Annotated in this window: 17 protein-coding genes; 10 read left to right on the forward strand and 7 right to left on the reverse strand. The window is 42.7% G+C overall.

Translation table 11 applies throughout. The annotated features are described in order from the left end of the window. The first annotated feature begins 165 nt into the window (after positions 1-165). From hutH to AABK40_RS14295, 3 genes are all read left to right on the forward strand, one after another. Positions 166-1,731, forward strand: a complete 1,566-nt coding sequence (gene hutH / locus AABK40_RS14285; protein ID WP_338398372.1) for a histidine ammonia-lyase — start codon at positions 166-168, stop codon at positions 1,729-1,731. Between the two features lie 329 nt (positions 1,732-2,060). Then, on the forward strand, positions 2,061-3,308 hold the full coding sequence (gene hutI / locus AABK40_RS14290; RefSeq protein WP_338398373.1) for an imidazolonepropionase: 1,248 nt from the start codon (positions 2,061-2,063) through the stop codon (positions 3,306-3,308). Positions 3,309-3,433: 125 nt separating this feature from the next. Further along, entirely contained in the window at positions 3,434-5,434 is a 2,001-nt protein-coding gene (locus AABK40_RS14295) for a urocanate hydratase (protein WP_338398374.1), read from the forward strand. 155 nt (positions 5,435-5,589) lie between these two features. On the opposite strand, the gene AABK40_RS14300 is transcribed toward AABK40_RS14295, so the two are convergent. Together AABK40_RS14300 and AABK40_RS14305 are read right to left on the reverse strand one after the other, a co-directional pair. Continuing rightward, positions 5,590-6,435 (reverse strand): hypothetical protein, encoded by an 846-nt coding sequence (locus AABK40_RS14300; RefSeq protein ID WP_338398375.1) that lies wholly within the window; start codon positions 6,433-6,435, stop codon positions 5,590-5,592. A gap of 1,630 nt (positions 6,436-8,065) precedes the next feature. Then, positions 8,066-8,578, reverse strand: coding sequence for a hypothetical protein (locus AABK40_RS14305; protein ID WP_338398376.1), 513 nt, complete (start codon positions 8,576-8,578; stop codon positions 8,066-8,068). Positions 8,579-8,723: 145 nt separating this feature from the next. Here AABK40_RS14305 and AABK40_RS14310 point away from each other — a divergent pair, with 145 nt between their 5' ends. Further along, complete coding sequence (locus AABK40_RS14310) at positions 8,724-9,338, forward strand: helix-turn-helix domain-containing protein (protein ID WP_338398377.1); 615 nt, start codon at positions 8,724-8,726, stop codon at positions 9,336-9,338. 553 nt (positions 9,339-9,891) lie between these two features. On the opposite strand, the gene AABK40_RS14315 is transcribed toward AABK40_RS14310, so the two are convergent. Further along, the gene (locus AABK40_RS14315; protein ID WP_338398378.1) at positions 9,892-10,521 is read right to left on the reverse strand and encodes a transposase; all 630 of its coding nucleotides are present in this window, start codon (positions 10,519-10,521) and stop codon (positions 9,892-9,894) included. A gap of 79 nt (positions 10,522-10,600) precedes the next feature. Beyond that, on the reverse strand, positions 10,601-11,098 hold the full coding sequence (locus AABK40_RS14320) for a helix-turn-helix domain-containing protein (RefSeq protein ID WP_338398379.1): 498 nt from the start codon (positions 11,096-11,098) through the stop codon (positions 10,601-10,603). A 136-nt stretch (positions 11,099-11,234) separates the two neighbouring features. On the opposite strand from AABK40_RS14320, the gene AABK40_RS14325 reads away from it, so the two are divergent. The 5 genes from AABK40_RS14325 (at position 11,235) to AABK40_RS14345 (ending at position 15,338) form a co-directional block, all read left to right on the forward strand. Then, positions 11,235-12,602 carry a hypothetical protein gene (locus AABK40_RS14325; RefSeq protein WP_338396605.1) on the forward strand — a complete coding sequence of 456 codons (1,368 nt, stop codon included), beginning with the start codon at positions 11,235-11,237 and terminating at the stop codon, positions 12,600-12,602. An 83-nt stretch (positions 12,603-12,685) separates the two neighbouring features. After that, positions 12,686-13,183, forward strand: coding sequence for a helix-turn-helix domain-containing protein (locus AABK40_RS14330; RefSeq protein ID WP_338398379.1), 498 nt, complete (start codon positions 12,686-12,688; stop codon positions 13,181-13,183). A 79-nt stretch (positions 13,184-13,262) separates the two neighbouring features. Beyond that, on the forward strand, positions 13,263-13,892 hold the full coding sequence (locus tag AABK40_RS14335) for a transposase (RefSeq protein WP_338398378.1): 630 nt from the start codon (positions 13,263-13,265) through the stop codon (positions 13,890-13,892). Between the two features lie 262 nt (positions 13,893-14,154). Then, on the forward strand, positions 14,155-14,442 hold the full coding sequence (locus AABK40_RS14340) for a transposase (RefSeq protein ID WP_338396827.1): 288 nt from the start codon (positions 14,155-14,157) through the stop codon (positions 14,440-14,442). Positions 14,443-14,465: 23 nt separating this feature from the next. Next, positions 14,466-15,338, forward strand: a complete 873-nt coding sequence (locus tag AABK40_RS14345; protein WP_421953315.1) for an IS3 family transposase — start codon at positions 14,466-14,468, stop codon at positions 15,336-15,338. 136 nt (positions 15,339-15,474) lie between these two features. Here AABK40_RS14345 and AABK40_RS14350 read toward each other — a convergent pair whose 3' ends face one another. From AABK40_RS14350 to AABK40_RS14360, 3 genes are all read right to left on the reverse strand, one after another. Further along, a complete protein-coding gene (locus AABK40_RS14350; protein WP_338398380.1) occupies positions 15,475-16,344 on the reverse strand; it encodes an alpha/beta hydrolase in 870 nt (289 codons plus the stop codon). A gap of 102 nt (positions 16,345-16,446) precedes the next feature. Next, the gene (locus AABK40_RS14355; RefSeq protein WP_338398381.1) at positions 16,447-16,740 is read right to left on the reverse strand and encodes a hypothetical protein; all 294 of its coding nucleotides are present in this window, start codon (positions 16,738-16,740) and stop codon (positions 16,447-16,449) included. A gap of 1,917 nt (positions 16,741-18,657) precedes the next feature. After that, positions 18,658-21,420, reverse strand: a complete 2,763-nt coding sequence (locus tag AABK40_RS14360; protein WP_338398382.1) for a triple tyrosine motif-containing protein — start codon at positions 21,418-21,420, stop codon at positions 18,658-18,660. A 675-nt stretch (positions 21,421-22,095) separates the two neighbouring features. Here AABK40_RS14360 and AABK40_RS14365 point away from each other — a divergent pair. Beyond that, complete coding sequence (locus tag AABK40_RS14365; protein ID WP_338398383.1) at positions 22,096-25,131, forward strand: SusC/RagA family TonB-linked outer membrane protein; 3,036 nt, start codon at positions 22,096-22,098, stop codon at positions 25,129-25,131. Positions 25,132-25,141 lie beyond the last annotated feature (10 nt).

Below are 25,141 nucleotides of genomic sequence, written 5' to 3' on the forward strand. Positions count from 1 at the left end.
TCATAAATAAGCACCGCTTTTGGTTCAAGCGTCCCGCTTGGATCAGTTTATTAGGTATTAGTCCAAGCGAGACGCTTGAACTAACCTGGTATTTGCCAATCACGAGAGAGACTCTCGCGATAGATTAAGGAAATAGATTTAAAAGAACCAAAAAATAGATCAACGATGACATTCCGTTTTGGACAGGATTATTTGACCGCAGGCATTGCCCTGCAGATTGCAAGAGGAGAAAGAAAAGCAACGCTGACGGCCGAGCAGAGAGAGAAAGTAATTGCCAACCGAAAGGTGGTTGAGGCAATTGTGGAGAAGGGCGATGCGGTTTATGGCATCAACACGGGCTTCGGTCCTTTGTGTACGACGAGTATCTCGAAGGAAGAAACCAAGGTGCTTCAGTCGAATATTTTGCAGAGCCACAGTGTGGGCGTCGGTGAGCCGATCGAGACGGAACTGGCAAAATTGATGTTGGTAACCAAGATGCAGTCTTTGTCTAAAGGGCATTCGGGCATCAATGAAAAAACTTTGGATCGTATCCTTTGGCATATCGAAAACGATGCAATTCCTGTTGTTCCTGAGCAGGGCTCGGTTGGTGCTTCGGGCGATTTGTGTCCTTTGTCGCATGCTTTCCTGCCATTGTTGGGCTTGGGAAAAGTTGATTATAAAGGAGAGCGCATCACCACGGCAGAGCTTTTCGAAAAGGAAAATTTGGAGCCCGTAGCATTGGGACCAAAAGAAGGTTTGGCCTTGATCAACGGTACACAATTCATCCTTTCTCATGCCATTAAAGTGGTTGAGAAGTTGCATGCTTGTTTGTCGCAAGCGGATATCATCGGTGCAATGATGGTCGAAGGATTGCAGGGATCGGTAAAACCATTCTATTCTGAATTGCACGAGTTGCGCCCATACAAAGGAAACATCCACGTGGCCGCACGCATCAAGTCCTTGTTGGAAGGTTCTGAAATCATGGAAGACCATATCGATTGCGACCGTGTGCAGGATCCATACTCTTTGCGATGCATGCCGCAGGTTCACGGTTCATCCCGTAACGCCTGGTTGCATTTGAAAGAATTGGTGGAAGTGGAATTGAACTCCGTTACCGACAACCCAATCGTGATCGACGAAGAACTGACCATCTCTGGCGGTAGCTTCCACGGTCAACCATTGGCTTTGGCATTGGATTACGCTTGTTTGGCAGCTTCGGAAATTGGAAACATCTCCGACCGACGCATCTATTTGGCTTTGGAAGGCAATTCCCCGGGCGTACCAAAATTGTTGATGAAAGACACGGGCATCAACTCGGGTTATATGATCCTTCAATACACCTCGGCGGCATTGGCTTCAGAAAATAAAACAAGCTGTTTCCCTGCATCAGCCGACAGCATCCCAACCTCTTTGGGGCAGGAAGACCACGTATCGATGGGCTCCATCGCCGGACGCAAAGCGTTGCGCGTGATCGGCAATGTAGAGAAAATTTTAGCGATTGAACTATTGACCGCCGCACAGGCATTTGAGTTCCGCCGACCATTGAAGTCAGGCGTTATCTTGGATGCTTTGCATCAGGAGGTGCGTAAGCATGTGTCTTTCGCAGAGGTGGACCGTGTGTTTGCCGATGATATTGAAAAGGGAATTGAGATCATCAAAACCCACAAAATTTTGGATTTGGCGGAGGAAAAAGCACAGGAAAGTGGTGTGAAATTCTCGAGCCGATTCAACGAATTGTTTGAGCAATATTAATTGTTGGATTATTTCACCCACAGATTACACAGATGATTAATTAGTTCAAGCGTCCCGCTTGGACTATTGATAAGTTTGATTTGTCCACAGATTACACAGATTACCACAGAGTTTTTGTTGAAGTCTTTTTAATCGCGGCTCATTAGTTCAAGCGTGGGTCGGTTGAGGCAAAATCAAATCCCATTCATCCCATTAATCTGTGGACAAAATACAATCCCCTATCGCGAGACTCTGTCTCGTGATAGCCAATTAACACAAATCTATCACGAGAGGGACTCTCGCGATAGATTTAATAATCTGTGGGTTATACCACCAAAAAATGAAACCAAATGAACAACACCTATAAAATCATCGGGCCGATCCATCAATTGGTCACCATGGCCGACCTGCCGATCAAAGGCACATTATCCCACGAGCAAATGCCTGTGATCGAAAATGCCGCCATGATCCTCAAGGGCGACACCATCTATGCCGTCGGAACGGTCGAAGACATTCAGGCTGAAGCCAAAACTTTGGGCATCGATTGGACGCCGAATGCTGAAGAAGCCTTGCCAGTCGTCATTCCAGGCTTTGTAGATAGCCACACGCACATCTGTTTTGCCGGTTCACGCGCCAGAGATTATGCCATGCGCAATGCAGGCAAAAGCTATCTGGAAATCGCCAAAGCCGGCGGTGGCATTTGGGACACGGTAACCCAAACCCGAAAGGCAAGCGAAAAAGATTTGACCGCCAACACCATCATGCGTGTTTTGCGCCATCAGGAAGAAGGCGTTACGACCATCGAGGTGAAGTCGGGCTATGGTTTGTCGGTGGAAGAAGAACTGAAAATGTTGCGAGCGATCAAAGATGCCAATCAAGCCGTTGCTGCCGATTTGATCCCAACCTGTTTGGCGGCTCACATCAAACCCAAAGATTTCGAGGGCGATTTCGATGCCTACCTTCAGGAAATAAGCGAAAAATTATTCCCTGTATTGAAGGCTGAAAACTTGGCCAACCGCATCGATGCATTCATCGAAGAAGAAGCGTTCTCTGCCAAAGTAGTGAAGCCCTATTTCGAAAAGGCCAAGGAAATGGGTTTTGACATCACCGTGCATGCCGACCAGTTCAGCGCATCAGGTTCAGCCGTTGCCGTGGACTTCGACGCCCTGAGTGCCGATCACCTCGAAGCAAGTGGCGAAAAAGAAGTGGCGCTATTGGCGAACTCTAATGTCGTAGCGACTGCCCTGCCAGGTGCATCGATGGGCTTGGGCTGTGATTTCACCCCTGCGAGAAAAATCTTGGATGCCGGTGGCGCATTGAATATCGCTTCAGACTGGAACCCAGGTTCTGCACCGATGGGCGATTTGATGATGCAAGCCTGCGTGTTGGGTACTTTCGAAAAATTGAGCAATACCGAGCTATTGGCAGCACTGACTTTCAGGGCCGCGGCCGCATTGAATCTTAATGACCGTGGACGATTGACCAAAGACATGAAAGCCGATTTCTTGGTTTATGATGTGGGCAGCGTTCATGAGATTTTCTATCATCAGGGAAAGATCAAGCCTGATGTGGTTTATATCAGTGGGGAAAAGATATAACGAATCGTGGTAGGGTCAAGCCTGCGTGCTTGACCTGAATCTCGCCCAACCCGATATAAACGTATTTTTTATAATGCATTTAGGTCAGGCACGCAGGCCTGACCCTACCGACAAAAAATAAAAAAATGACTTTCAAAGAAGCAATATTACAAGGCATTCCTTCCGAATTGCCACAAGCAAAACCATTCGACACCACGGCAAACCATGCCCCAAAGCGCAAGGAAATCCTCAGTGCCGATGAGAAAAAATTAGCCATCCGCAATGCCCTGCGTTATTTTCCTGCTGAATGGCATGCGACCCTCGCACCAGAATTTGCACAGGAGTTGAACGACTTCGGACGCATCTACATGTACCGCTTCATGCCCGAGTACAAGATGTACGCCCGTCCGGTGGAAGAATATCCAGCGCAGTCATCGCAGGCGGCGGCCATCATGTTGATGATTCAAAACAACCTGGATCCTGCCGTGGCGCAACACCCACAGGAGTTGATCACCTACGGAGGTAATGGCGCAGTCTTCCAAAACTGGGCGCAGTACCTTTTGGCGATGAAATATTTGGCGACCATGACAGATGAGCAGACGTTGCACATGTACTCTGGTCATCCGATGGGCTTGTTCCCTTCGACCAAAGAAGCGCCAAGAGTGGTGGTTACCAACGGCTTGATGATCCCGAACTACTCCAAGCCAGACGACTGGGAAAAATACAACGCTTTGGGTGTAACGCAATACGGACAGATGACCGCCGGTTCTTATATGTACATCGGTCCGCAGGGGATTGTACACGGAACGACGATCACGGTGATGAATGGCTTCCGCAAGAAATTGCAGGCAGGGGAGTCCCCTAAAGGGAAAATCTTCCTGACCGCCGGTTTGGGTGGAATGTCAGGTGCGCAGCCTAAAGCGGGAAATATCGCAGGCTGTATCACCGTTTGTGCGGAGGTCAATGAAGCCGCTGCTAACAAGCGCCATGAGCAAGGTTGGGTCGATGAGATCGTTGGCGACTTGGAAGCTTTGGTGAAGCGAGTAGCAGAAGCACAGGCGAATGAAGAAGTGGTTTCGATTGCTTACAAAGGCAACATCGTGGATGTGTGGGAGCGCTTCGACGAAGAAAATATTTTCGTGCATTTGGGCTCGGATCAGACCTCATTGCACAATCCTTGGTCGGGTGGTTACTATCCCGTAGGCTACTCTTATGAGGAGTCGAACCGCATGATTGCCGAAGAACCAGAGGCATTCAAAGAAGCGGTTCAGGCATCATTGCGCCGTCATGCTGCCGCCGTGAACCGCCACACCGCCAAAGGCACTTATTTCTTTGACTATGGTAACGCCTTCCTGTTGGAATCCTCCCGTGCAGGCGCCGACATCATGGCGGACAATGGCATCGACTTCCGTTACCCATCCTATGTACAGGACATCTTGGGACCGATGTGTTTCGATTATGGTTTCGGGCCATTCCGTTGGGTATGTGCATCGGGCAAGCCAGAAGATTTGCGCATCACCGACCAGATTGCCGTTCGTGTGATGAAAGAAATCAAAGCCGTAGCACCAGCCGAAATCCAGCAGCAGATGCAGGACAACATCACCTGGATTGAAGAAGCAGAGAAAAACCAATTGGTTGTAGGATCGCAGGCACGTATCCTTTATGCCGATGCCGAAGGACGCGCAAAAATCGCCGACGCCTTCAATGATGCCATTGCCTCGGGCGAATTGTCAGGACCAGTAGTCTTGGGTAGAGATCACCACGACGTATCGGGAACCGACTCCCCATACCGTGAGACCTCCAACATCTACGACGGCTCCAAATTCACTGCCGACATGGCGATCCACAACGTCATTGGCGACAGCTTCCGTGGCGCCACCTGGGTATCGATCCACAATGGCGGCGGCGTAGGCTGGGGCGAAGTGATGAACGGCGGCTTCGGCATGGTACTCGACGGCACCGAAGAAGCATCCAACCGCCTGAAAAACATGTTGCTCTACGACGTAAACAACGGCATCTCCCGCCGCTCATGGGCACGCAACAAAGAGGCCATCTTCGCCATCAAACGCGAGATGGAGCGCACACCGAACCTGAAGGTGACGGTTCCGAATTTGGTGGAGGATGATCTTTTGGAGGGGTTGTTTTAGGGGAGTTTTTTTAGAATAGAAGGGAAACCTCCAATGCCGTGGGCGTTGGAGGTTTTTTTACTTAACGGTTGTGCTATGAAACGTACTTTTTTGTGTTGCGCCTGCGGAAAAAAAGTATGATTTACGGACCTTACCTGCGGTACTTTATTGATTCATTATAAAGGAGATACTGAATTAGCCACACGCTTTTCAAAGCCAACTTTGGTAGTATAATAACGTTGTTCAATACCCCAAAGTAAATGTTTTAAACCTTCTTCATCCTTGACTGAAAACTTTTTTGTTGCATCATCATAAGGCAAGTCATCATCGCAATAGTCTTTTATATAAGAAAATATTTGTCCTTTTTGACTGTTATCAAATTTTGACAATGTATCAACAGCTAAAGCAATGCGTTTACGATTAGGTGTACCTACTTTTGTAGAGCTAAAGTTATTAGCTAAATTAATAAAGTCATTCGCTAAAAATGTTGATGTTTCCGTTTCTGTAGCAACACGGTACAGCTCAGAGATACCAATGAATATAGTTGATAATGAATTTAATTTCTTGAAATAAAGTATATCATCTTCGACCGAATAAATGGCATCTGCCATATCATTTATCACTAGGATTGGTGTTTTGTCTAGTTTGGGTGTGTCTGATATCTTTATCCAACTTTTATTAAGTAAGTGTGAGGTGTTTATCTTTTGAAAGAAGAAATACGATTTTCCACCATCATAACTTTGATGAGCAATTAGGTATTTAATCTTTTTTAATTTTGATTGATTAATTGAAGTGTAATTGACTGAATCAAAGGGGCTATTGAGAAGGGTTATGCTATAGTCACTTGATTTGAAGTTCGGTATATGAAACCACTCATCATCTTCTAGTTTATAATCACTATCGTAAGTTTTAGGATTATTTAAATCAGTTGGTAAAGGATATATTTCATTACTTTCACCAAATACTTTAAAAGTTTTATTTTCCTTTTTCCGGCTTTTTATTTCAGCTAGTAGATAGTTCATAATTTTTTTTCGTTGTCTATGAATGTGAAGTTATTTATCCGTTTTAGATTTCCTAAGGTTATAGTTGAAGGTGACTTCAATGTTTTGCGTGTGATTACAAATATTTTGACTCGGTTATTCGTAGTAAGGTAATAGAAGTGGTACTTGAATAGTAAAAATAAAGGATTAAAGTAAAGAGTCTGTGAAAAGAAAGTAAATACAAAAAGTATTGAAAATATATACCCTAAAGTATTGTAACTTCCTACACTAAGAGCCACAAAAAAGTATCCCAAATAACTTGGTAAAAAAGCATTATTAGCTTGCTCTACTTCTTCTATATTTTCAACACTATCTGTGTCTAAAAAACGTGAAAGACCTAAACTAATTTGTGTCGTAACAATTGGGAGGAGGAAGTATAATATGTATGAGACCCAATCTGGAACAACACTAACATCTAGATTTGGGAGTAATTTATCCCAACAAATAATGTACTCATCTTTTATCCAAAATATCACTAGCAATAGGGATGTGGAGTTGAAAGTGAGTAGTATACGATATAGCCAGTTTATCATATTTATCTATTTTTTCAAAAGTTTCTTTCAATACTACTTGCATTAATAATGCTATATAACTTCTGTTAATTCGCCTTACAAGTAACGGCCTCGGTTATGAGTAATGCGGGTTTTTGAAGCTATTTTATTTCAATCGAGCACTTACTTGAGCGAGCCATTTTTATGATTATGGACCACGAAGGAACTTTCTGTCCATTCAAAAAATTGAATAGCCCTTGATTTTACCTCATAGGGGTTCTTAATTGGAAAAGTACAATTAAAAAAAACAAGTTGTTTCCATGTCTATAATTACGTATATCCACCCAATTACTGAAACTATACCCCACTTCAACCTATATCCGTAAATGAGAATCAATCAGTCAAATCTATAAGCTGTCGCTTATGTTATATTAAAAAAATAACAAGAACCAAGCTTTAAGTGCTTTCACCTCGCTTAATCATTTTAAAATTAATAAAAATAATCACAAAAGCCATTAGTGTATATTTTTATTTGTGATTACTTTAAAAAATCATCACCTACCCTACCGCTAAAGCAATGGGCTAACAGCGTAAAACCCATTGGAATGGGTTGGCGTGGTGTGGGTAGAGAAAAACTTTGCATGTTTGAATGTCGGTGCTTGGTAGGAGAAAATTGGAATGTGAGACACAATGAACTATGCCTGTAAAGCATCACTCTAACCACCAACATCTCATTGAAATGAAAGGTCAACCTGCTTTAGCGGGTTTTTGTATAGATAGGGGGGGCTGTTGCACAACTTGAATTGTAAATTATATCACCAAATAATATTTCGTTTCGGTAGGGTCAGACCTGTGTGTCTGACCGAAATGGCCATTTTATAAGGTAATTTCGGGCGAACACGTGGGTTCGCCCGTACCCAACAGAATAAAATTTTTCGGGTAGATATCAATTTATGGTTGTGCGACAGCCCCTATATAATCATTGGATTGGATCGTAGCGAGACGCTACAACCAGAGGTGATTGGTCTTAGTTTGGAGACCAAGACCAGTGATAGAAAATCACACCTCACAAAAAAAGGAACAGAAAAGCCATTCCTTTTTTCATAGGTTGTGTGTTGGGATTAGGAAGCCGTATAAGTGTTCCCATCATAGGTTACACTTCCAGCCCCCAAGTTGCCGGCGGCAATCCATTCGCAATAGCCGACGATTGATTCTTTCAATGCCGTTACCAATTGCTCCTGGTTCTTGCGATCCAATTGTGAGCGGATTCCATTTTCAGAAAACTCTCCAACACGTAGATCGAAATTTGCTTTCTCGATGGCTCGCTCGATGTCGGTGATCTGGTCCTGTAATGGCACACGGCGATCAACATCTGCTGCGTCGGTGTCCGCCAACTTTTGCTGAAGGACGGTTAGTTCGGCAGACATCGTATCGCGTTTGTCCATTAGGCCTTCACGGCTTTCGGCATCTTTACGATCTTTCACAGAACTGCTAAGTTCTTTTGCTTCTAAGCTGTCGGTCATCTGATCCAGCTTATTGATTTTGTACTGAGCCCGCTCAATAGTATCCGCAAAATAGGGATAGTTTGTCGGGTTGAAAATGTCAGCGACATTGTAGGTTACCTCTGTAGGCATAGGCTTACGAAGTTAGGTTTGAAATATAACTCACCTCAGACTTATATTTATTAAGCACTGAGACTTACATGCTTATATGGTCTCCCGTAAAAAAAGTTGAGAACCTACCCGTCAAGAACTCTTATATGTAATAAAAGAAATAGGAATGTATTTAACCTACAAAGAAAGACAGGAACTAAGCAGGTGTTACCATGGAGGCATGAGTAATAAGGACATCGCCTTGCGTATGGGGCGTCATCCTTCTACGATCAGTAGGGAGCTGAGTAGGAATAAATTTTTTGGGACTTATGATCCATACTATGCCCACCGTAAATACATGTGTCGGAAGATTTTTGTAGGAAGAAAGAGCGCTATTTTCTGTAATAAAATTCGGCTGCGAACTTTTCACATGGACAAATTCGTGAGGCGGATAACCCAATGGTTATCGGATTATTTTGACAATTATTTGCGTTATCGAAGGCGTCCTTCCCGCATTACGAACTATAACCTGTGCTTTCGATACATGCGCCGTACCATGAAATTCAAAGGGCCATTGTGGTATGGCTTCATGGCCAAATGGATTTTGAATCTTTGGGATAAGGAAACCGCCATCATGCAATCATTCAAGGAATCTGCCGAGGAACTTGAAGAGCACTATCAAGGAGTGGAGCGGGACCTCAATGAGATCGAGCAAAGAATCAAAAAGCTCCACCAAGAAATCGATGAGCTGTTGGACGATCAGCGAAAGATTGTCGCCCCCGCCGAGCGACAGGTGGCTTAGTGTGTCCAAGCTACAAAGAAATCCATCACCTAAGCCGTTCGAAGTATCATCTTCTCTCCAAAAATACTTTCAGAAAAAAATTGCAATTACTGTTCCTTTCGAACGGTATTTTTTTTGCCTATTTCTTACGTGGATCTGTGGGCTTTCACTCAGAAATTTTTTGCGAAGGCTTTTGAAGATGAATTGCGATTGCTCACGTGCAGCAGGTCGCTGGCAAAATTTTCTTGTGACTGGTCAGGATTTTTTTCCAGCTGATGAAGGCGTAATCCATTTGGCCTCGCGGCTTGTTGATTATCGGCAACTCTCGGCGCTCATTGATGGGCACGCAACAAAGAAGCGATCCTCTCCATCAAAAGAGAGATGGAGTGCACACTGAAGGTGACTGTTCCTAATTTGGTGGAAGATGATTTGTTGGAGGGGTTGTTTTAGGATTTTAATTGAGGAGATGGAGAACCTCCAATGCCGTAGGCGTTGGAGGTTTTTTTAGACGGTATAGGCTATGAGTAGTTGCGTGGTTTAGCACTAGTGCTGCAACCCTTAAATACCACACGGTTTAAAATCCGCCAAAACACCATTCAATTGGCTTCTTCCATCTTTCATTGTAATACTCAATGTAGTTGGTGATTTTTCTTTCCAAATTAGCAACCGAGTTAAATTGCCCATTGCGAATTACATGCTTCTGTAAGCGGCCAAACCAATTCTCTATTTGGTTCAACCAAGAGCAATGTTTTGGAGTATATTGAAATCTGATTTTATGGTCTTTATCCTCTAAAAATTCCATCCTAGACTTCATCGTCTTTAATATTCCACACCGGCCTTTCTTACCTAAATCACTGTCATAATTTATTTTATCAGCAATGAGCTTGACTAATGACTCTGATTTATGTGTATTAAGTTGGTCTGCAACAAAAACGATTTTTTTGTTAGGGTATTTATCGATGATCGACTCTATAAATTTACAAAAATCCTCCTCATTCCGAGTCTGTCCAAGTTGATATTTGGTGACCTCGCCGTCCATTATATTCATGCCTGCGATTAAACAGGTCGTTCCGTTCCGCTTGTATTCTGGGTCTACTCGCTTAACTTGACCGCTTTTCGCCGTGGTTATTTTTATGTTTTGTTTAGCTTGAATACCCGTCTTTTCATCCACAGAAATAGTCACAACGTCGTCTGATTGCTCCAAATAAACACTGCAAACATCAGAAACACGGTCATTATGCTCCTGTTGGTCACCTATTTTTGGATGTATCCAATATTCAGTTTTATGAGGACTTAATTCGTTTTTTTAAAAGTCGACCAACATGACTTGATGAGATTTCGATTCCCATTTTCTTCGCTTGCTCACTCAAAGACTCATGAGACCATTCAGTGATTGGAACATCATAATCTTGAGGGTCTTCACAACTCAATGTTTGCACTCGAATTTTTTCTTCGACAGTTAAACGAGGTTTCCTTCCGCTTCTTTTAGAATCAGTTAATCGTTCATGAATAAGTCGGATAAATTCAGCGTCTCCTATTTTATTTTGGGTTTCATCTAACTCATTGATTGCCTCCCATTTGTTAAGCCATCTTTTCACTGTGTTGGGATCTGCTTTTTCAGTTTTACAAATCTCTTTAAAGCTTAACCCTTGATGAAAAAGGTAAACAAATGAGGCTCGGCGACGAATATTTGAAGGCGTCTTCCCACTACCAATAATTTTAAATAGTAGTGTCTTTTCTCGCTCCGTCAGATCAATGACAATAGATGTTTTTCTTCCCATATAGTGATTCAAGAAAAAATCATGCTAAATTTAGGGGCTGTTGCACTAGCCTGTCGAAAATTCACAAAAAAAGCGATTCCAGAAAAAAGGTTAAATTTGAGTGTCCAAACCGTCATTCAACCTTACCAGAATCGCTTTGAGTTTTAAAAATAACAAACAATCTCTAAAAAAGAAAAAGTCAACAGAAAGAGCTAAACGAAAAAGGCGAAACGACAGTATCAAAATTAAAAGGTATAAGGCTCGGGCTTCCTTTTGGGAAAAGAAGTACAAAGAGGAAAAGTCTAAAAACAAGTCGGAGTTTGGGGGGAAAAAAATCAAGCACCACAGCTACTGTTCGGCCATTATTACTTTGGCTTTAATTTTACATACTGAAACCAGCATGAGCCTTCGTGATAGTGAGACGGTATTGCGTATTTTCATTCAACAAATGCACATAGATAGTAAATGCCCTGACCATTCGACGATTGATAATTGGTTAAAAAAAGCAGGAATGCAGGCCATCGAACCATTTTCACCTGAGCGGCCATGTGTTTTGATTTGTGATGAAAGCATTTCATTCAACGGGAAGAAATTGTTTTTGGTACTTGCCGTTCCTGTGTCGGTTTCTGACCAGCAGCGTACATTACGTTTTGAGGACTGTCACTTGGTTTATCTTGGTGCGAAAAAAGGTTGGTCGGCAGATGTAATTTATAAGGAACTTCAACCACTCGTTCAGAAGCTGAAAATTCAATATGTCCTAAGCGATAAAGGTTCTAATTTACTTAAGGCTACAGCCTTGCTGGGGCTTGATCATGTTTCGGATATCACCCATGAAGTATCAAGGACACTGAAAAATCTATATAACGATACAGATGATTACAAGAATTTCATCAAATGGGTTGGTGAACTCAGAAAAGATTTAGCGTGTGGGGAATATGCACATTTGGCCCCTCCAAAAGTAAGGCATCATTGTAGGTTTCATCAGCTTGGGCAATATGAAAAGTGGTTTAGAAAGGTCGGTCCTGAGCTGAAAAATGTCGCCGAAGAAAGCAAAGGTGCGGCTTTGAGCCTCCTCCAAATCAGTGATCATACACCTTTCATCAAGGATTTGATATCTTTGACCCCAGTGATCAAAGAAATATTATCGGTTGGCAGAACGGAAGGGATAAGTCACAAAACTATTTTGAAATTAACTCAAAAAATGGAAGAACTCGAAGGGGATCGGCCAACTATATTCAGAGAAAAAATCACTCATTATTTTCATAAAACCTATAAAACGATTGGTGAAGACATCCCTTTTTGTTGCAGTGCTATCATCGAAAGCGTATTCGGAAAGTACAAATCAAAAATGAGCAGCCACCCACAGAAAATGTGCACCAACCACTTGCTGACCATTCCCTTATTTTTTGTGAAAGAAAATGAAATTGCCGAACTTGTTTCAGGATTTGACACCGTAAAAGTGGCAGAAATCAAAGATAAGGAAGCCGTGGCAAAAGCAATGATGAGCGTTCAAATGGCTGCTTAACTCGTGTACATGTTTTTTGAAAATATTCGACAGGCTAGTGCAACAGCCCCTAAATTTAGCATGATTTTTTCTTGAATCACTATATGGGAAGAAAAACATCTATTGTCATTGATCTGACGGAGCGAGAAAAGACACTACTATTTAAAATTATTGGTAGTGGGAAGACGCCTTCAAATATTCGTCGCCGAGCCTCATTTGTTTACCTTTTTCATCAAGGGTTAAGCTTTAAAGAGATTTGTAAAACTGAAAAAGCAGATCCCAACACAGTGAAAAGATGGCTTAACAAATGGGAGGCAATCAATGAGTTAGATGAAACCCAAAATAAAATAGGAGACGCTGAATTTATCCGACTTATTCATGAACGATTAACTGATTCTAAAAGAAGCGGAAGGAAACCTCGTTTAACTGTCGAAGAAAAAATTCGAGTGCAAACATTGAGTTGTGAAGACCCTCAAGATTATGATGTTCCAATCACTGAATGGTCTCATGAGTCTTTGAGTGAGCAAGCGAAGAAAATGGGAATCGAAATCTCATCAAGTCATGTTGGTCGACTTTTAAAAAAACGAATTAAGTCCTCATAAAACTGAATATTGGATACATCCAAAAATAGGTGACCAACAGGAGCATAATGACCGTGTTTCTGATGTTTGCAGTGTTTATTTGGAGCAATCAGACGACGTTGTGACTATTTCTGTGGATGAAAAGACGGGTATTCAAGCTAAACAAAACATAAAAATAACCACGGCGAAAAGCGGTCAAGTTAAGCGAGTAGACCCAGAATACAAGCGGAACGGAACGACCTGTTTAATCGCAGGCATGAATATAATGGACGGCGAGGTCACCAAATATCAACTTGGACAGACTCGGAATGAGGAGGATTTTTGTAAATTTATAGAGTCGATCATCGATAAATACCCTAACAAAAAAATCGTTTTTGTTGCAGACCAACTTAATACACATAAATCAGAGTCATTAGTCAAGCTCATTGCTGATAAAATAAATTATGACAGTGATTTAGGTAAGAAAGGCCGGTGTGGAATATTAAAGACGATGAAGTCTAGGATGGAATTTTTAGAGGATAAAGACCATAAAATCAGATTTCAATATACTCCAAAACATTGCTCTTGGTTGAACCAAATAGAGAATTGGTTTGGCCGCTTACAGAAGCATGTAATTCGCAATGGGCAATTTAACTCGGTTGCTAATTTGGAAAGAAAAATCACCAACTACATTGAGTATTACAATGAAAGATGGAAGAAGCCAATTGAATGGTGTTTTGGCGGATTTTAAACCGTGTGGTATTTAAGGGTTGCAGCACTAGTTTAGCACTTAACTTTTGCAAGTACTCTCCAAACTGAAAATCCGCGAGGATTTTCAGTAGTAGGCGAGAACAAGCAATTACTTATAGCCAATGTTGTACACAGTTTTATTTTTTTAATATCCAGCTTACCAAATCTTTTTTATCTACTATCGACCAACTATGAGGATGTCTTTTATAATTACCCCAACAATTCAGACAGCAAGTTAAAATAATATACTAACTTGTAAATCAATGAAAAGCAGAAGAAAATTTAGCCCCAAGTTTAAAGCCAAGGTAGCACTTGAAGCGATCAAAGAACAACAAAGCACAGCGGAACTTTGTCAGAAATATGAAATCAGTCCTGCACAGATTGGCCAATGGAAACAACTTTTTTTGGAGAATGCATCGAGTGTTTTTGAAAAAGGGAGTAAGGCTATCAAGCAGGAATCTGATCATGAAGGAGCGTTAAATAAATTATACTCTAAAATAGGACAACTTCAAGTTGAGAATGATTTTTTAAAAAAGGCCTCATCGAAGTAAAGAGCGTTACCGAAAGACAGGTGATGGTCGATGAGGAACATGCTGATTTAAGCATTAGACGTCAATGTGAGCTTCTCCAAATTTCTCGTTCGGGCTGGTATTACAAGCCAAAAGGGGAAAGTGAATTGAATCTTGAATTGATGCGTGTAATTGACAAAGAATACCTTGAGCATCCTTTTCGAGGGGTACCTTCTATGACTTCGTTTTTGATTAATGATTGCGGTTATCCGATCAATAAGAAGCGAATTGAACGTCTGTACAAAGTCATGGGGCTTCGTTCTCTTCTTCCTGGTCCGCACACTTCAAAACCTTCACCTGAAAATAAAATATACCCCTATTTACTTAGAAACCTTGAAATAACCCATTCAAATCAAGTTTGGGAGACGGATATCAGCTATGTTCCTATTGCAAAAGGGTTCATGTATCTGATGGCTGTGATTGATGTCCACTCTCGATATATTGTAGGCTGGTCACTCTCAAACACCATGTCAGCAGAGTGGTGCCGCAATACAATTCAAGAATGTATTAACAACCATGGCGCTCCTGAAATTGTCAATACAGACCAAGGGAGTCAATTTACGAGTGATCTCTTTACGGGCTATCTCTTAGGCCAAGGAGTAACTATTAGCATGGATGGAAAAGGTCGAGCAACCGACAATATTTACATTGAACGATTTTGGCGAACGGTCAAATATGAAGATATTTATTTGAATGAGTATCGCGATGGATTAAAGCTGCAGATAGGACTTATCGAATATATGAACTTTTACAATAACGAAAGAAGGCATAGCTCAATCGATGAGAAAAGGCCCTGCGATCTTTACCAATCCAAGCCGCACTCAACAACATCAGAAGCAAAAGTAAGCGCTTCCTTAGAATCAGTCAAGGGCGGGTAAATGCTCCTGCCGCAGGCGCAACACAGGAGCACCCTTGACAAGATTCACTGAAGCACTTGATAACTCGCTCAGATGTTTTGAGTTCAAGGGAAAATAATTTAAATAGCAGAGATGGCTGTCTGAAGATTGGGGGAAATTATATTTCACCATTTGCTCTGAATCCTTTATCAGTTGTCGGAATATATTCAACACCTTCAAATCCTTTTTGGGCCAGACTTTCAGATAATTTTTTGATGTAAAAAGCGTTCATTTGTTCGTAATCAGCCATTCGATTTTCTTTCCACCACAGAGTGTCAGGTTCTGTATAAAGTCTGATTTTTGTCCTCTTTAATTTTTTTAGGTTTGAGATGTTATTCGTGCGATATGTGAACACAGCATTTTTCTCATATTTTTCAATATTGTCTTTTGGGTTACCAAAATTTTTACCCAAATTTTCTAAAAGCCAAGTGCTTTCTTGAATTGAAGGTTTTGAAAAATTTCGTTCTATATTTTTTTCTGATGATTTGTATAATGCAATCAAATCTATTGGTGAATCAACTATAAACACTCCCTTTGGGTCAATATAGAATTGCTTCATCCCAATAATAAAATCACTTATTAAAAGACTGACAACTCCACCACTCGAAAATCCACCTACAAAAATATTTTCGGTTGGTAGTTCATTTTCAACAACTATATCCTGTAATTTTTTAGCGAGTTGATGTTTTTCATTTTCCTTAAGCCACAGTTTTTGATTAAAATTTGACAACAAAACAGCGATACTGTTTTCCCTCGCAATGTCAAGAATTTGAAATTCCCTTTTTATATCATCAGCACTTTCGGGATAACCACCAAATAAAATTAAAACGCCTTTTATTTCTTTATTTGGCTTATAAAGTTCGTAGTCTTCTTTAACTATTTCTGTAAACTCAATTTTTTCAGAAACTATTTGTCCCTTCTCTTTTTTGTTTTGTTTACACGAAACAATTAAAATAAAAAATATAAGTAAAATTGATGCTTTTTTCATTTGTTAAATTGTGTATAACTACCTTATGAACCCATTATGTATATCCCCAATATATCAATAGGTTTATGTCTTAAAAAATAATTTTTATTAAGATAATCATGTTTACCAATTATTTGGAACTTGATTAGGAGCCTGTTGCAAGGTGTAAATCTGTTTTGGAATATCCGAATTACCAGAGAACCTTGAAGGAGCCAAAACAACAACTTTACTATATCCTCCTTTTGAATTTACATAGGTTAAAATAAAAAATTTATTTAATGACAAAGGATCCAAAAATCCAAGACTTATCTCTTTCGACAAATATGACTTTATATCAGTTATATTTATAATTCTTTTATCTTTGGGAAATAGATTGGTCAGATGTACTTCTCTATTAACTATTTTTACTGTGGTCAAACTCAAACTTATTAGTAGATAAAATAAAGCTATTGGAAGTAAAACAAGTAAGATAATCGAGATTGAATCCCAGTAACGAAAACTTATTGAGGACAAAATATTTGATGAGAAGTAGAGTATTCCAATTGATAAAGGAAGAAAAACTATCTTAAATAAGTTTGTTCTTGATGAAGAAATCCTTATTGATTCTATCATGTATAGGGAAAATTGAGGTTGTGACTTTGTATTCTGTTAAAAAATAGGAAGAACCAAGCACCGAGTGCCTCTGTCTTGCCTTATCCTTAAATTTACCCAAAATAACCACAAAACCCACTCATATAGATTATTATTCTTGTGAAATATACCGCCTTCAATATGTAGGGATGTTACATGCAACACCCGTACGGATAACCACCAAGCCGTGAGACATTATGAATTATGTCTTTACAGCATCACGCTCCCCAACAACCTCCAATTGAAATACAAGACCAACCTGCTTTAGCGGGTTTTACTTTGTTAGGCCACTGCTTCAGCTGTGGTAACACAGGATAGGTTGGTCGAGGGCAGGAGCCTACAACCCAACCAATTCAGATTGGTTGGATCTATCACGAGAGGGACGCTCCCGATAGCGTTAAGATCAATAAGCCGTGAGTCATCATGAATCACGCCTGTACAGCATCAGGCTCCCCAACAACCTCCAATTGAAATAAAAGACCAACCTGCTTTAGCGGGTTTAACTTTGTTAGGCCACTGCTTCAGCTGTGGTAACAAAGGATAGGTTGGTCGAGGACAGGAGCCTACAACCAAACCAATTCAGATTGGTTGGATCTATCACGAGAGGGACTCTCGCGATAGCAATAAGATCAATAAAACGTGAGACAGCATGAATTATGCCTTTACAGGAGCACGCTAAGCGCCAACCTCCAATTGAAATGCAGAACCAACCTGCTTTAGCGGGTTTCACTTTGGTAGGCCACTGCTTCAGCTGTGGTTATAAAGAAAAGTTTAATTTTAAATATGCGCCTACAACCCAACCAATTCAGATTGGTTGGATCCATCACGAGAGGGACTCTCGTGATAGCAATAAGATCAATAAAACGTGAGACAGCATGAATTACGTCTTTACAGCATTAGGCTATCTACCAACATCACATTGAAATGCAGGTTCAACCTGCTTTAGCGGGTTTTACGTTGTTAGGCCACTGCTTCAGCTGTGGTAACACAGGATAGGTTGGTCGAGGGCAGGAGCCTACAACCCAACCAATTCAGATTGGTTGGATCTATCACGAGAGGGACGCTCCCGATAGCGTTAAGATCAATAAGCCGTGAGTCATCATGAATCACGCCTGTACAGCATCACGCTCCCCAACAACCTCCAATTGAAATACACGACCAACCTGCTTTAGCGGGTTTTACGTTGTTAGGCCACTGCTTCAGCTGTGGTTATAAAGAAAAGTTTAATTTTAAATATGCGCCTACAACCAGACCAATTCAGATTGGTTGGATTTATCACAAGAGGGACGCTCCCGATAGCGTTAAGATCAATAAGGCGTGAGACATCATGAATTACGTCTTTACAGCATTAGGCTATCTACCAACATCACATTGAAATGCAGGCTCAACCTGCTTTAGCGGGTTTCACTTTGGCAGGCCACTGCTTCAGCTGTGGTTATAAAGAAAAGTTTAATTTTAAATATGCGCCTACAACCCAACCAATTCAGATTGGTTGGATCTATCACGAGAGGGACGCTCCCGATAGCGTTGAGATCAATAAGCCGTTGAAATGTAAATTATTATTCCGTTATTTCTTAGGCCATTGCTTGGTTCCTGCACTTCGATAAACTCAGTCACCAATCCTGTCGGAGGATGAGCGGTGGTTACCAAGAATAGGCCTTGAACTATTTTCATGCTTGTTCGTTGGGCTTTGGGTTTTTGCCCCTAAATACTTTTAATATAATCCTTGAGATTAATTTCTTTGTTGAGCCCAAGCTTTTTCTTGAGGCGATACCGTCGCAGTTCGACGCTTTTTGGGGTGATGTTAAAGATTGGTGCCAGTTCTTTGGTCGATAGGTTGACTTTCAGATAGGCGCATAGTTTGAGGTCTTCGGTGGTGAGTTTTTCATGCTTTTCCTGTAATCTTTTGAAAAAGTCCTGGTGGGTTTGGGAGAAGGCGGACTCAAAAACAAGCCAGTCTTTCTTTTCGTCAAACTGTTCTTGAATGATGCCATCCAAACGCTCAATGTCCCGAATTCTCAGCGGTTTTTTATGTTCCCGCAGCTGCTGTATCTGTTGTTGCAGGTTGGCAATAATTTCTTTCTTTTTCCCGTCCTGAATTAACAGCTTTGACAGTTCGCCATTTTTATTGTTAATCTCTTTTTGTAGCTGTTCTTCTTTGAGCTGCTGCATCTTTTTTTCGTGCAGGCGGCGGGTTTTGTGCATGGTCTGACGTTCACGTCGGAGCATATTTTTGCGTTGCAGGCGCAGGCGTCCACGGTGATATTTGTAGCCAAGGAACAGCAGGCCAATCAGCAAGAGCACATACGCCAGGTAAGCTGCGGTGCTCAGATACCAGGGCGACTCAATGGTAAAATGGTAGGCAGCGGCCTGTTTTTCTCCCCGAATCCGAACCATCAGGGTGTAATCGCCATGGGGTAGGTTCTGAAATTCAAGGTGGTTGCTCAGTCCATTGGTCTGCCACTGATTATTGTAGCCTTTCAGCTGGTATTCGTAATCGGTGGCCTCGCCATAGCGGTATGCGGTAAAGGAGAACTCAATGCTGTTGTCCTGGTGTGCAAGGGTAGGGTGTTGTTGCTTTATGCGCTTGGCGGTTCCTTTTCGGTGGTCGTGCACGGTTACCGATGTAAAACTGATGGGGCGATGAGCGCTGTCCATTTGTGGTTTGTTCAGGTTCCAAAACGCCATGCCATGATCTGTCGGCAGTGCAAAAAGGGAATCTGCGAGCGTGCTGACATGGGCAAATTTATAAACCAGTGGCTGGGCAAGCTGATTATAATGTTGTGGTAAGAGGCGCAACTCCTTTCGGCCCGCATGATAGAGGTAAAGCTGATCTTTAATACTCACCATGCTATATTGCTGTACGGGCTGCGAAATGTACTGTAGATCATTAAGGGGTGGAGCGGTGGCAGAAATCTTCCCGTTGGCAAACGTCACGGACTGCTGTTGGCTGGTAATGATCGTTTGGCCATTCAGAGCCACTGCACGGACATTCTTTGTTGCCCCAAGCTGATAGGTCGCCTTAAAGTCAATGGCCTTAACGACTTTCTTATAGGTGTGATCCAGCCACAATTGAACAATGCGGTCGCTGAAGGTGGTCACCAGCAGGCTGCCGTCGGCTTGTTCAACAATGTTTTTCGTCCGCTCTTGCAGTTGTTCATCAACTGTTGCCCAATATTGCCATTGTCCCGCCATTTTGCGGAAGATCGCTATGCCGTAGTAACTGCTTTCATAAATAATATCGGGCATGATTTGACTGCGCTGAAACTCAAAGCCGCCAGCGGTTTTGGCAATTTTTTTCAGTCGTTGGTTTTCGATCACATAGGTGCCATCATTATGCCCACACCACAGCAGGCTGTCCACCTCACTGATGTTCCACACCAAGCCGTCGGAGCCTTTCAATAGTGTGAATCGGGGGAAATCGTCGGTAAAGATTTTTTGGCCGTGGTAAATCCCCTGGTTGGTGGCAATATAGTAATCTTGCCCCTGCTGACAGATGTCATTGATGGCCCCAAAATGCTCCATCAGGTCATTGATGAACGTGGAGGGCGACTGTAAATTGATCAGCGAAATGCCATCATCAAGGCCGAGCCAAAGTTTTCCCTGCTGATATTCAATGCTATGGATTCGGTTGTTCTGAAGCCCCGTTTTGGTGGACAGGTGATAGCGGATATTGCCATTCAGTTCTGCGACAATTAAGCCGGCGTTCATGGTCCCGAAGGCGTACAGCTGGTCGTCGATCCGCTTTATTTTATTGATGCCCGCCCGTTTCAGTAAACTGTTCAGCCCATTGTTTAGCGGCTTGAGGTTTTCGCCATCATAGATAAACAAGCCTGCCCGCAGGGTGCCGATCAAAAGGGTGTGGTCTGTCTGTTTAATAATTGATTTTACCCGATAGTGATGCAGGTCGGGAATTTTGATGCGTTGTTTGAGTCCGTTGGTTTTGAGCTCAAAAAGGTCATTATATACAATCTGATAGTAGATGTCATTGTTAATAGGGTAGGAGAAGGTGATATTCCCAGGCAGACGCTCATAGCCCAATGCTCCTGAATGATTCAGAAAGTAGAAACGGTTGAAGGCCTGAAAAACCACCTGCTGCCCCGCCTCGAAAATCTTCCAGATGCTTTCCTGTATGGTTCGAATTAAATGAAATCCATCCTCAAGGTGGTCGGCCAGAAAGTAGCCCATAAACTGGTTTCCGCCCACATAAATGGTGTCGTTCTGGTAATGGACGGCATGCAACATATTGGGCGTGGGGTAGGATTGCCAGTTTTCGCCGTCGTAGCGGAGCAAGCCCGCCGAATTGGCAAAATATACGGCACCATTTTCACCAATGCTGATGTCCCAGTTTTTATTGTCGGCCCCATATTGCGCCTTATTGTAGTTGGTCAGTTGTGGCGTAATGGGAATCGAAAAATGAGCAGGGAATTGCTCATTACCCGCCAACTGATGATAGGGGTTAGGCATTAATAGGCAAAAAAGGCAATATATATAAGCAATCATATCGTTTTTTAGGTCTAAACCAGGCAGAGAAACATCATTACCGGCTGTATGGTGCAAAATAATTGTTTCAACTGAAGCATCCATTGTCAAAATACACTTTTGTATTTCGAAAAAATCATGCCTAAAAATCCCTCAATTTTAAATTTTCGACCAAATGTAGGGCTCGATTCTGCATAATTGTTAAAAAAATTAAGCAAGGTGGTTTCAGTATTGATGGGTTTTCGCCACTTCACGCCTTGGGTCTTGGCTGTTTTCAGTTAAAAATACAAAATATAATTTATTGAAAATAAGGGGTTTGCTAAAAATGTAACCCGTCGCAGTGCTTTTGATGTAGGCCTTTCTGTACGAGATCGGTAGCAAAACAGGATATTTGTGTGGTCAATTGGTGAGTTCGTTGACGGCTATTGAAAAGCAGGCATGAGGCCGAAAAATTGATGGAATTACATCAAATGTTCGTGTGTTTTGTGGAGGTTTTCAATCCGTTGTTTTTTTTAGGACGATACACCAGGGAGGTGCCGGGCGGGCTATGGTCGTGGCGGACACCTTTGTTTTTTTGATAGATGAACTAAACAGCAACAGCGCTTTCGCCTTATGGCGCGGGGCGGTTGCATCCTGATAATTTTTTTTAAATCTACTTTTATGCGTAAACATCTATTTTTGATTTTGTTCATCATGATAGGTCACCTGACATTTGCTCAGGGGAATTTATCCATCTCGGGGATTGTCCGGGATATTGATGGAAGTGGCTTGCCGGGCGCAAGTGTGTTGGTAAAAGGAACCACCCACGGGGTTTCGACGGATATGGATGGGAAATTTACCCTTGACGGTTTATCGGCCGACAATACGGTTGTTTTTTCTTTCATAGGCATGAAGGCTCAGGAAGCGGTGGTGGGTCACCGGTCCAACTTCGATATACAGCTCGAATCGGCAGTAAATAACCTCGAAGAAGTAGTGGTGGTAGGTTATGGGCAGGCGAAGTCTAAAGATTTGACTTCTCCGATCGTTACCCTGAAATCTGACGAACTGACCAAAGTCCACAGTACTTCACCGATGGCGAGTATTCAGGGGAAAATCCCTGGGGTTACCGTGGTAAATTCCGGTGCGCCGGGAGCAGGTGCTTCGGTACATATTCGTGGCGTGGGTTCGATCGGCAATTCCGATCCGCTATATGTGGTGGATGGGATGTTTTTCTCGGACATCAACTTTTTGAATCCCAATGATATCGAATCGATGTCGATTTTGAAAGATGCTTCGGCAGCAGCAATTTACGGGGTGAAGGCCGCCAATGGGGTGGTACTGATTACCACTAAAGGCGGTGTGAAAAATACCAAGCTTAAAGTGGTTTACGATGGGTATTACGGTGTACAGACCGTTACACAAAGACTGAAAATGGCCAACAGTGCGCAGTATTCGGAATTAATGCGTGCTTCGGGCAATGCAGATTTTTCGGGGCTCATAACAAAATCAATGGATTATTACGGAAAAAATGGTAACCTTCCTGCCGTGGATACCGACTGGTACGGCGAATTGCTGAAAGATTCCGCGCCTATTCAAAGTCATAACCTGACCCTTTCTGGCGGGACTGAAAAATCGACTTACTCTTTTGGAGTGAGCTATTTTGATCAGGATGGGATAATGAATGCTACCGGAAATTATAACCGATTATCGTTCCGGAACAAGATGACCTACCAACTGACCAAAGGGTTGAAGTTGGGCTCGAACTTAATGTTCACCAAAGAAAACAATCAGCACGACGATAATTCTGCATGGTTTCAGGCGTTCATCAATGCGCCAATCTATCCTGTAATGGATGAAAAACTGACCGATGCACAATCTCACCCAACCAAATTTGCCTCTCCACACTTCTTCGGAGCCGGGGTGGATGGTTATGAAACTTATTACTCCAACCCTATGCTGATTGCCAGCTATAATGGCGACGATAAAAATGAGGCTTATCGTTTTATGCCCTCTTTCTTTGCAGACCTGAAACCTGTTCAGGGCAAAGACATCACGCTCCATTCTGCAATCAATATGGATTTCCGCTATGGCCGCGGACGTAAATTTACGCCGGCATTCGTTAACGGGAAAGCCAAACAGGAGCAAAACCAACTCTATAAATACAACCAGTGGAACGCCAACTATATTTGGGATAACACCGCAACCTGGGGAATGCACTTTGGTGACAACGACCTGACCGTTATGGCGGGCTTCTCGGTTCGTCAAAACAACTATCGCCGTTCCTGGGCAACAGCTTCTGACCTGAAAAACCCTGACTATATTAATTCAGGAGATAAAACCTCTACCTCTGCTGATGATGCCGGTAGTCGATTCCGCGGACTGTCTGCTTTCTCACGGGTATCTTATGCCCTGAAAGATCGCTACCTGGTTTCGGCGACTATGCGTGCTGATGGTTCCTCCAAATATCAGGAAACTTGGGGTTACTACCCATCTATTGGTTTGGGCTGGGTAATCTCTGATGAGCACTTTATGGAAGGACTGAAAAATCATGGCGTGGATTTCCTTAAACTTCGCGCTTCTTGGGGGCAGCTTGGAAACGACAACGTGCCGGCCAACGACGGTTTTGCCAAAGTCGCGCATGGCGGACTGAACGACTCAGGTGTTTTTGGGGGCACCAACATGGTTCCGGGTATGGTGAACCAGACCAACTTCACGGATCTTAAATGGGAAAAAGTGGAGGAAACCAACATCGGTATCGATGCCAAATTACTGGACTACCGCTTGAACTTTGAAGCCGATTATTTCCAGCGGGACACTAAGGAATTGGCCTTCCATAACAAATTGCCCAACGGCAAAGGTTCCTTGCTCAGAAACTCCGGCACTGTTCGCAACTCAGGCGTGGAACTGAATATCAACTGGAATGATAAAATTGGAGATGATTTCAGCTATACCGTTGGTGCGAACCTTTCCAAATTGCATAATGAGGTGATTTCCCTCGGCGATCAGCCAAATTATTATACCGGTGCAGCGGAGTACCCTCAGCTGTCGGAAGTGGGCAGCCCATTGTTCTCCTTCTATGGCTATAAAATGATGGGGGTTTACCAGAATCAGGCAGAGATTGAAGGGGATCCCGTAGCAAAAGCCAATGGTTTACAGCCTGGGGATTTCAAATACCAGGATTTGAACGGGGATGGTCAGATTGACGCACACGATCGCCAGATTATCGGTAACTACCAGCCGGATTACACCTATGGTATTAACCTCAGCCTGACTTATAAAGCATGGACGCTGGGGGCTACTTTCCAAGGTGTTCAGGGCGTAGATTTGTTCAACCGTCGTCGTGCGGATATCAACAAACACCCTCGTAACAACATGGATGCTGCAATGGCTGAAGGGCTATGGACTGGCGAAGGAAGCACCAACGCTTATCCGTCGGCAGCAGGCTTGTTCAAGCCCTGGAATACACAGAAGTTCTCTACATTTTATATCGAAGATGGCGCTTACTTCCGAGTTCAAAATGTTCGACTGGCCTACAATTTGCCAAAATCGCTGCTGAGCAAAGTTCAGATTTCTTCTGCACAGCTGTACTTGAATGCTGACCGCCCATTCACCGCTTTCCATTCCAACGGATTTACGCCTGAGGTTTCGGGAGGGATTGACAATGGAGTGTATCCGATTTCTTCGGTATTCTCTTTGGGCGCTAATGTAACATTCTAAGAACCTTAAT

The organism is Persicobacter psychrovividus, from assembly GCF_036492425.1.
Classification (GTDB): Bacteria; Bacteroidota; Bacteroidia; order Cytophagales; family Cyclobacteriaceae; genus Persicobacter; species Persicobacter psychrovividus.

Bases quoted from the DNA above. Each gene is read 5' to 3' on its own strand.
- AABK40_RS14360 (WP_338398382.1), bottom strand. From the start codon at position 21,420: ATGCCTAACCCCTATCATCAGTTGGCGGGTAATGAGCAATTCCCTGCT.
- hutH (WP_338398372.1), top strand. From the start codon at position 166: ATGACATTCCGTTTTGGACAGGATTATTTGACCGCAGGCATTGCCCTG.
- AABK40_RS14305 (WP_338398376.1), bottom strand. From the start codon at position 8,578: ATGCCTACAGAGGTAACCTACAATGTCGCTGACATTTTCAACCCGACA.
- AABK40_RS14365 (WP_338398383.1), top strand. From the start codon at position 22,096: ATGCGTAAACATCTATTTTTGATTTTGTTCATCATGATAGGTCACCTG.
- hutI (WP_338398373.1), top strand. From the start codon at position 2,061: ATGAACAACACCTATAAAATCATCGGGCCGATCCATCAATTGGTCACC.
- AABK40_RS14295 (WP_338398374.1), top strand. From the start codon at position 3,434: ATGACTTTCAAAGAAGCAATATTACAAGGCATTCCTTCCGAATTGCCA.
- AABK40_RS14330 (WP_338398379.1), top strand. From the start codon at position 12,686: ATGGGAAGAAAAACATCTATTGTCATTGATCTGACGGAGCGAGAAAAG.
- AABK40_RS14340 (WP_338396827.1), top strand. From the start codon at position 14,155: ATGAAAAGCAGAAGAAAATTTAGCCCCAAGTTTAAAGCCAAGGTAGCA.
- AABK40_RS14310 (WP_338398377.1), top strand. From the start codon at position 8,724: ATGTATTTAACCTACAAAGAAAGACAGGAACTAAGCAGGTGTTACCAT.
- AABK40_RS14345 (WP_421953315.1), top strand. From the start codon at position 14,466: ATGGTCGATGAGGAACATGCTGATTTAAGCATTAGACGTCAATGTGAG.
- AABK40_RS14300 (WP_338398375.1), bottom strand. From the start codon at position 6,435: ATGAACTATCTACTAGCTGAAATAAAAAGCCGGAAAAAGGAAAATAAA.
- AABK40_RS14320 (WP_338398379.1), bottom strand. From the start codon at position 11,098: ATGGGAAGAAAAACATCTATTGTCATTGATCTGACGGAGCGAGAAAAG.
- AABK40_RS14350 (WP_338398380.1), bottom strand. From the start codon at position 16,344: ATGAAAAAAGCATCAATTTTACTTATATTTTTTATTTTAATTGTTTCG.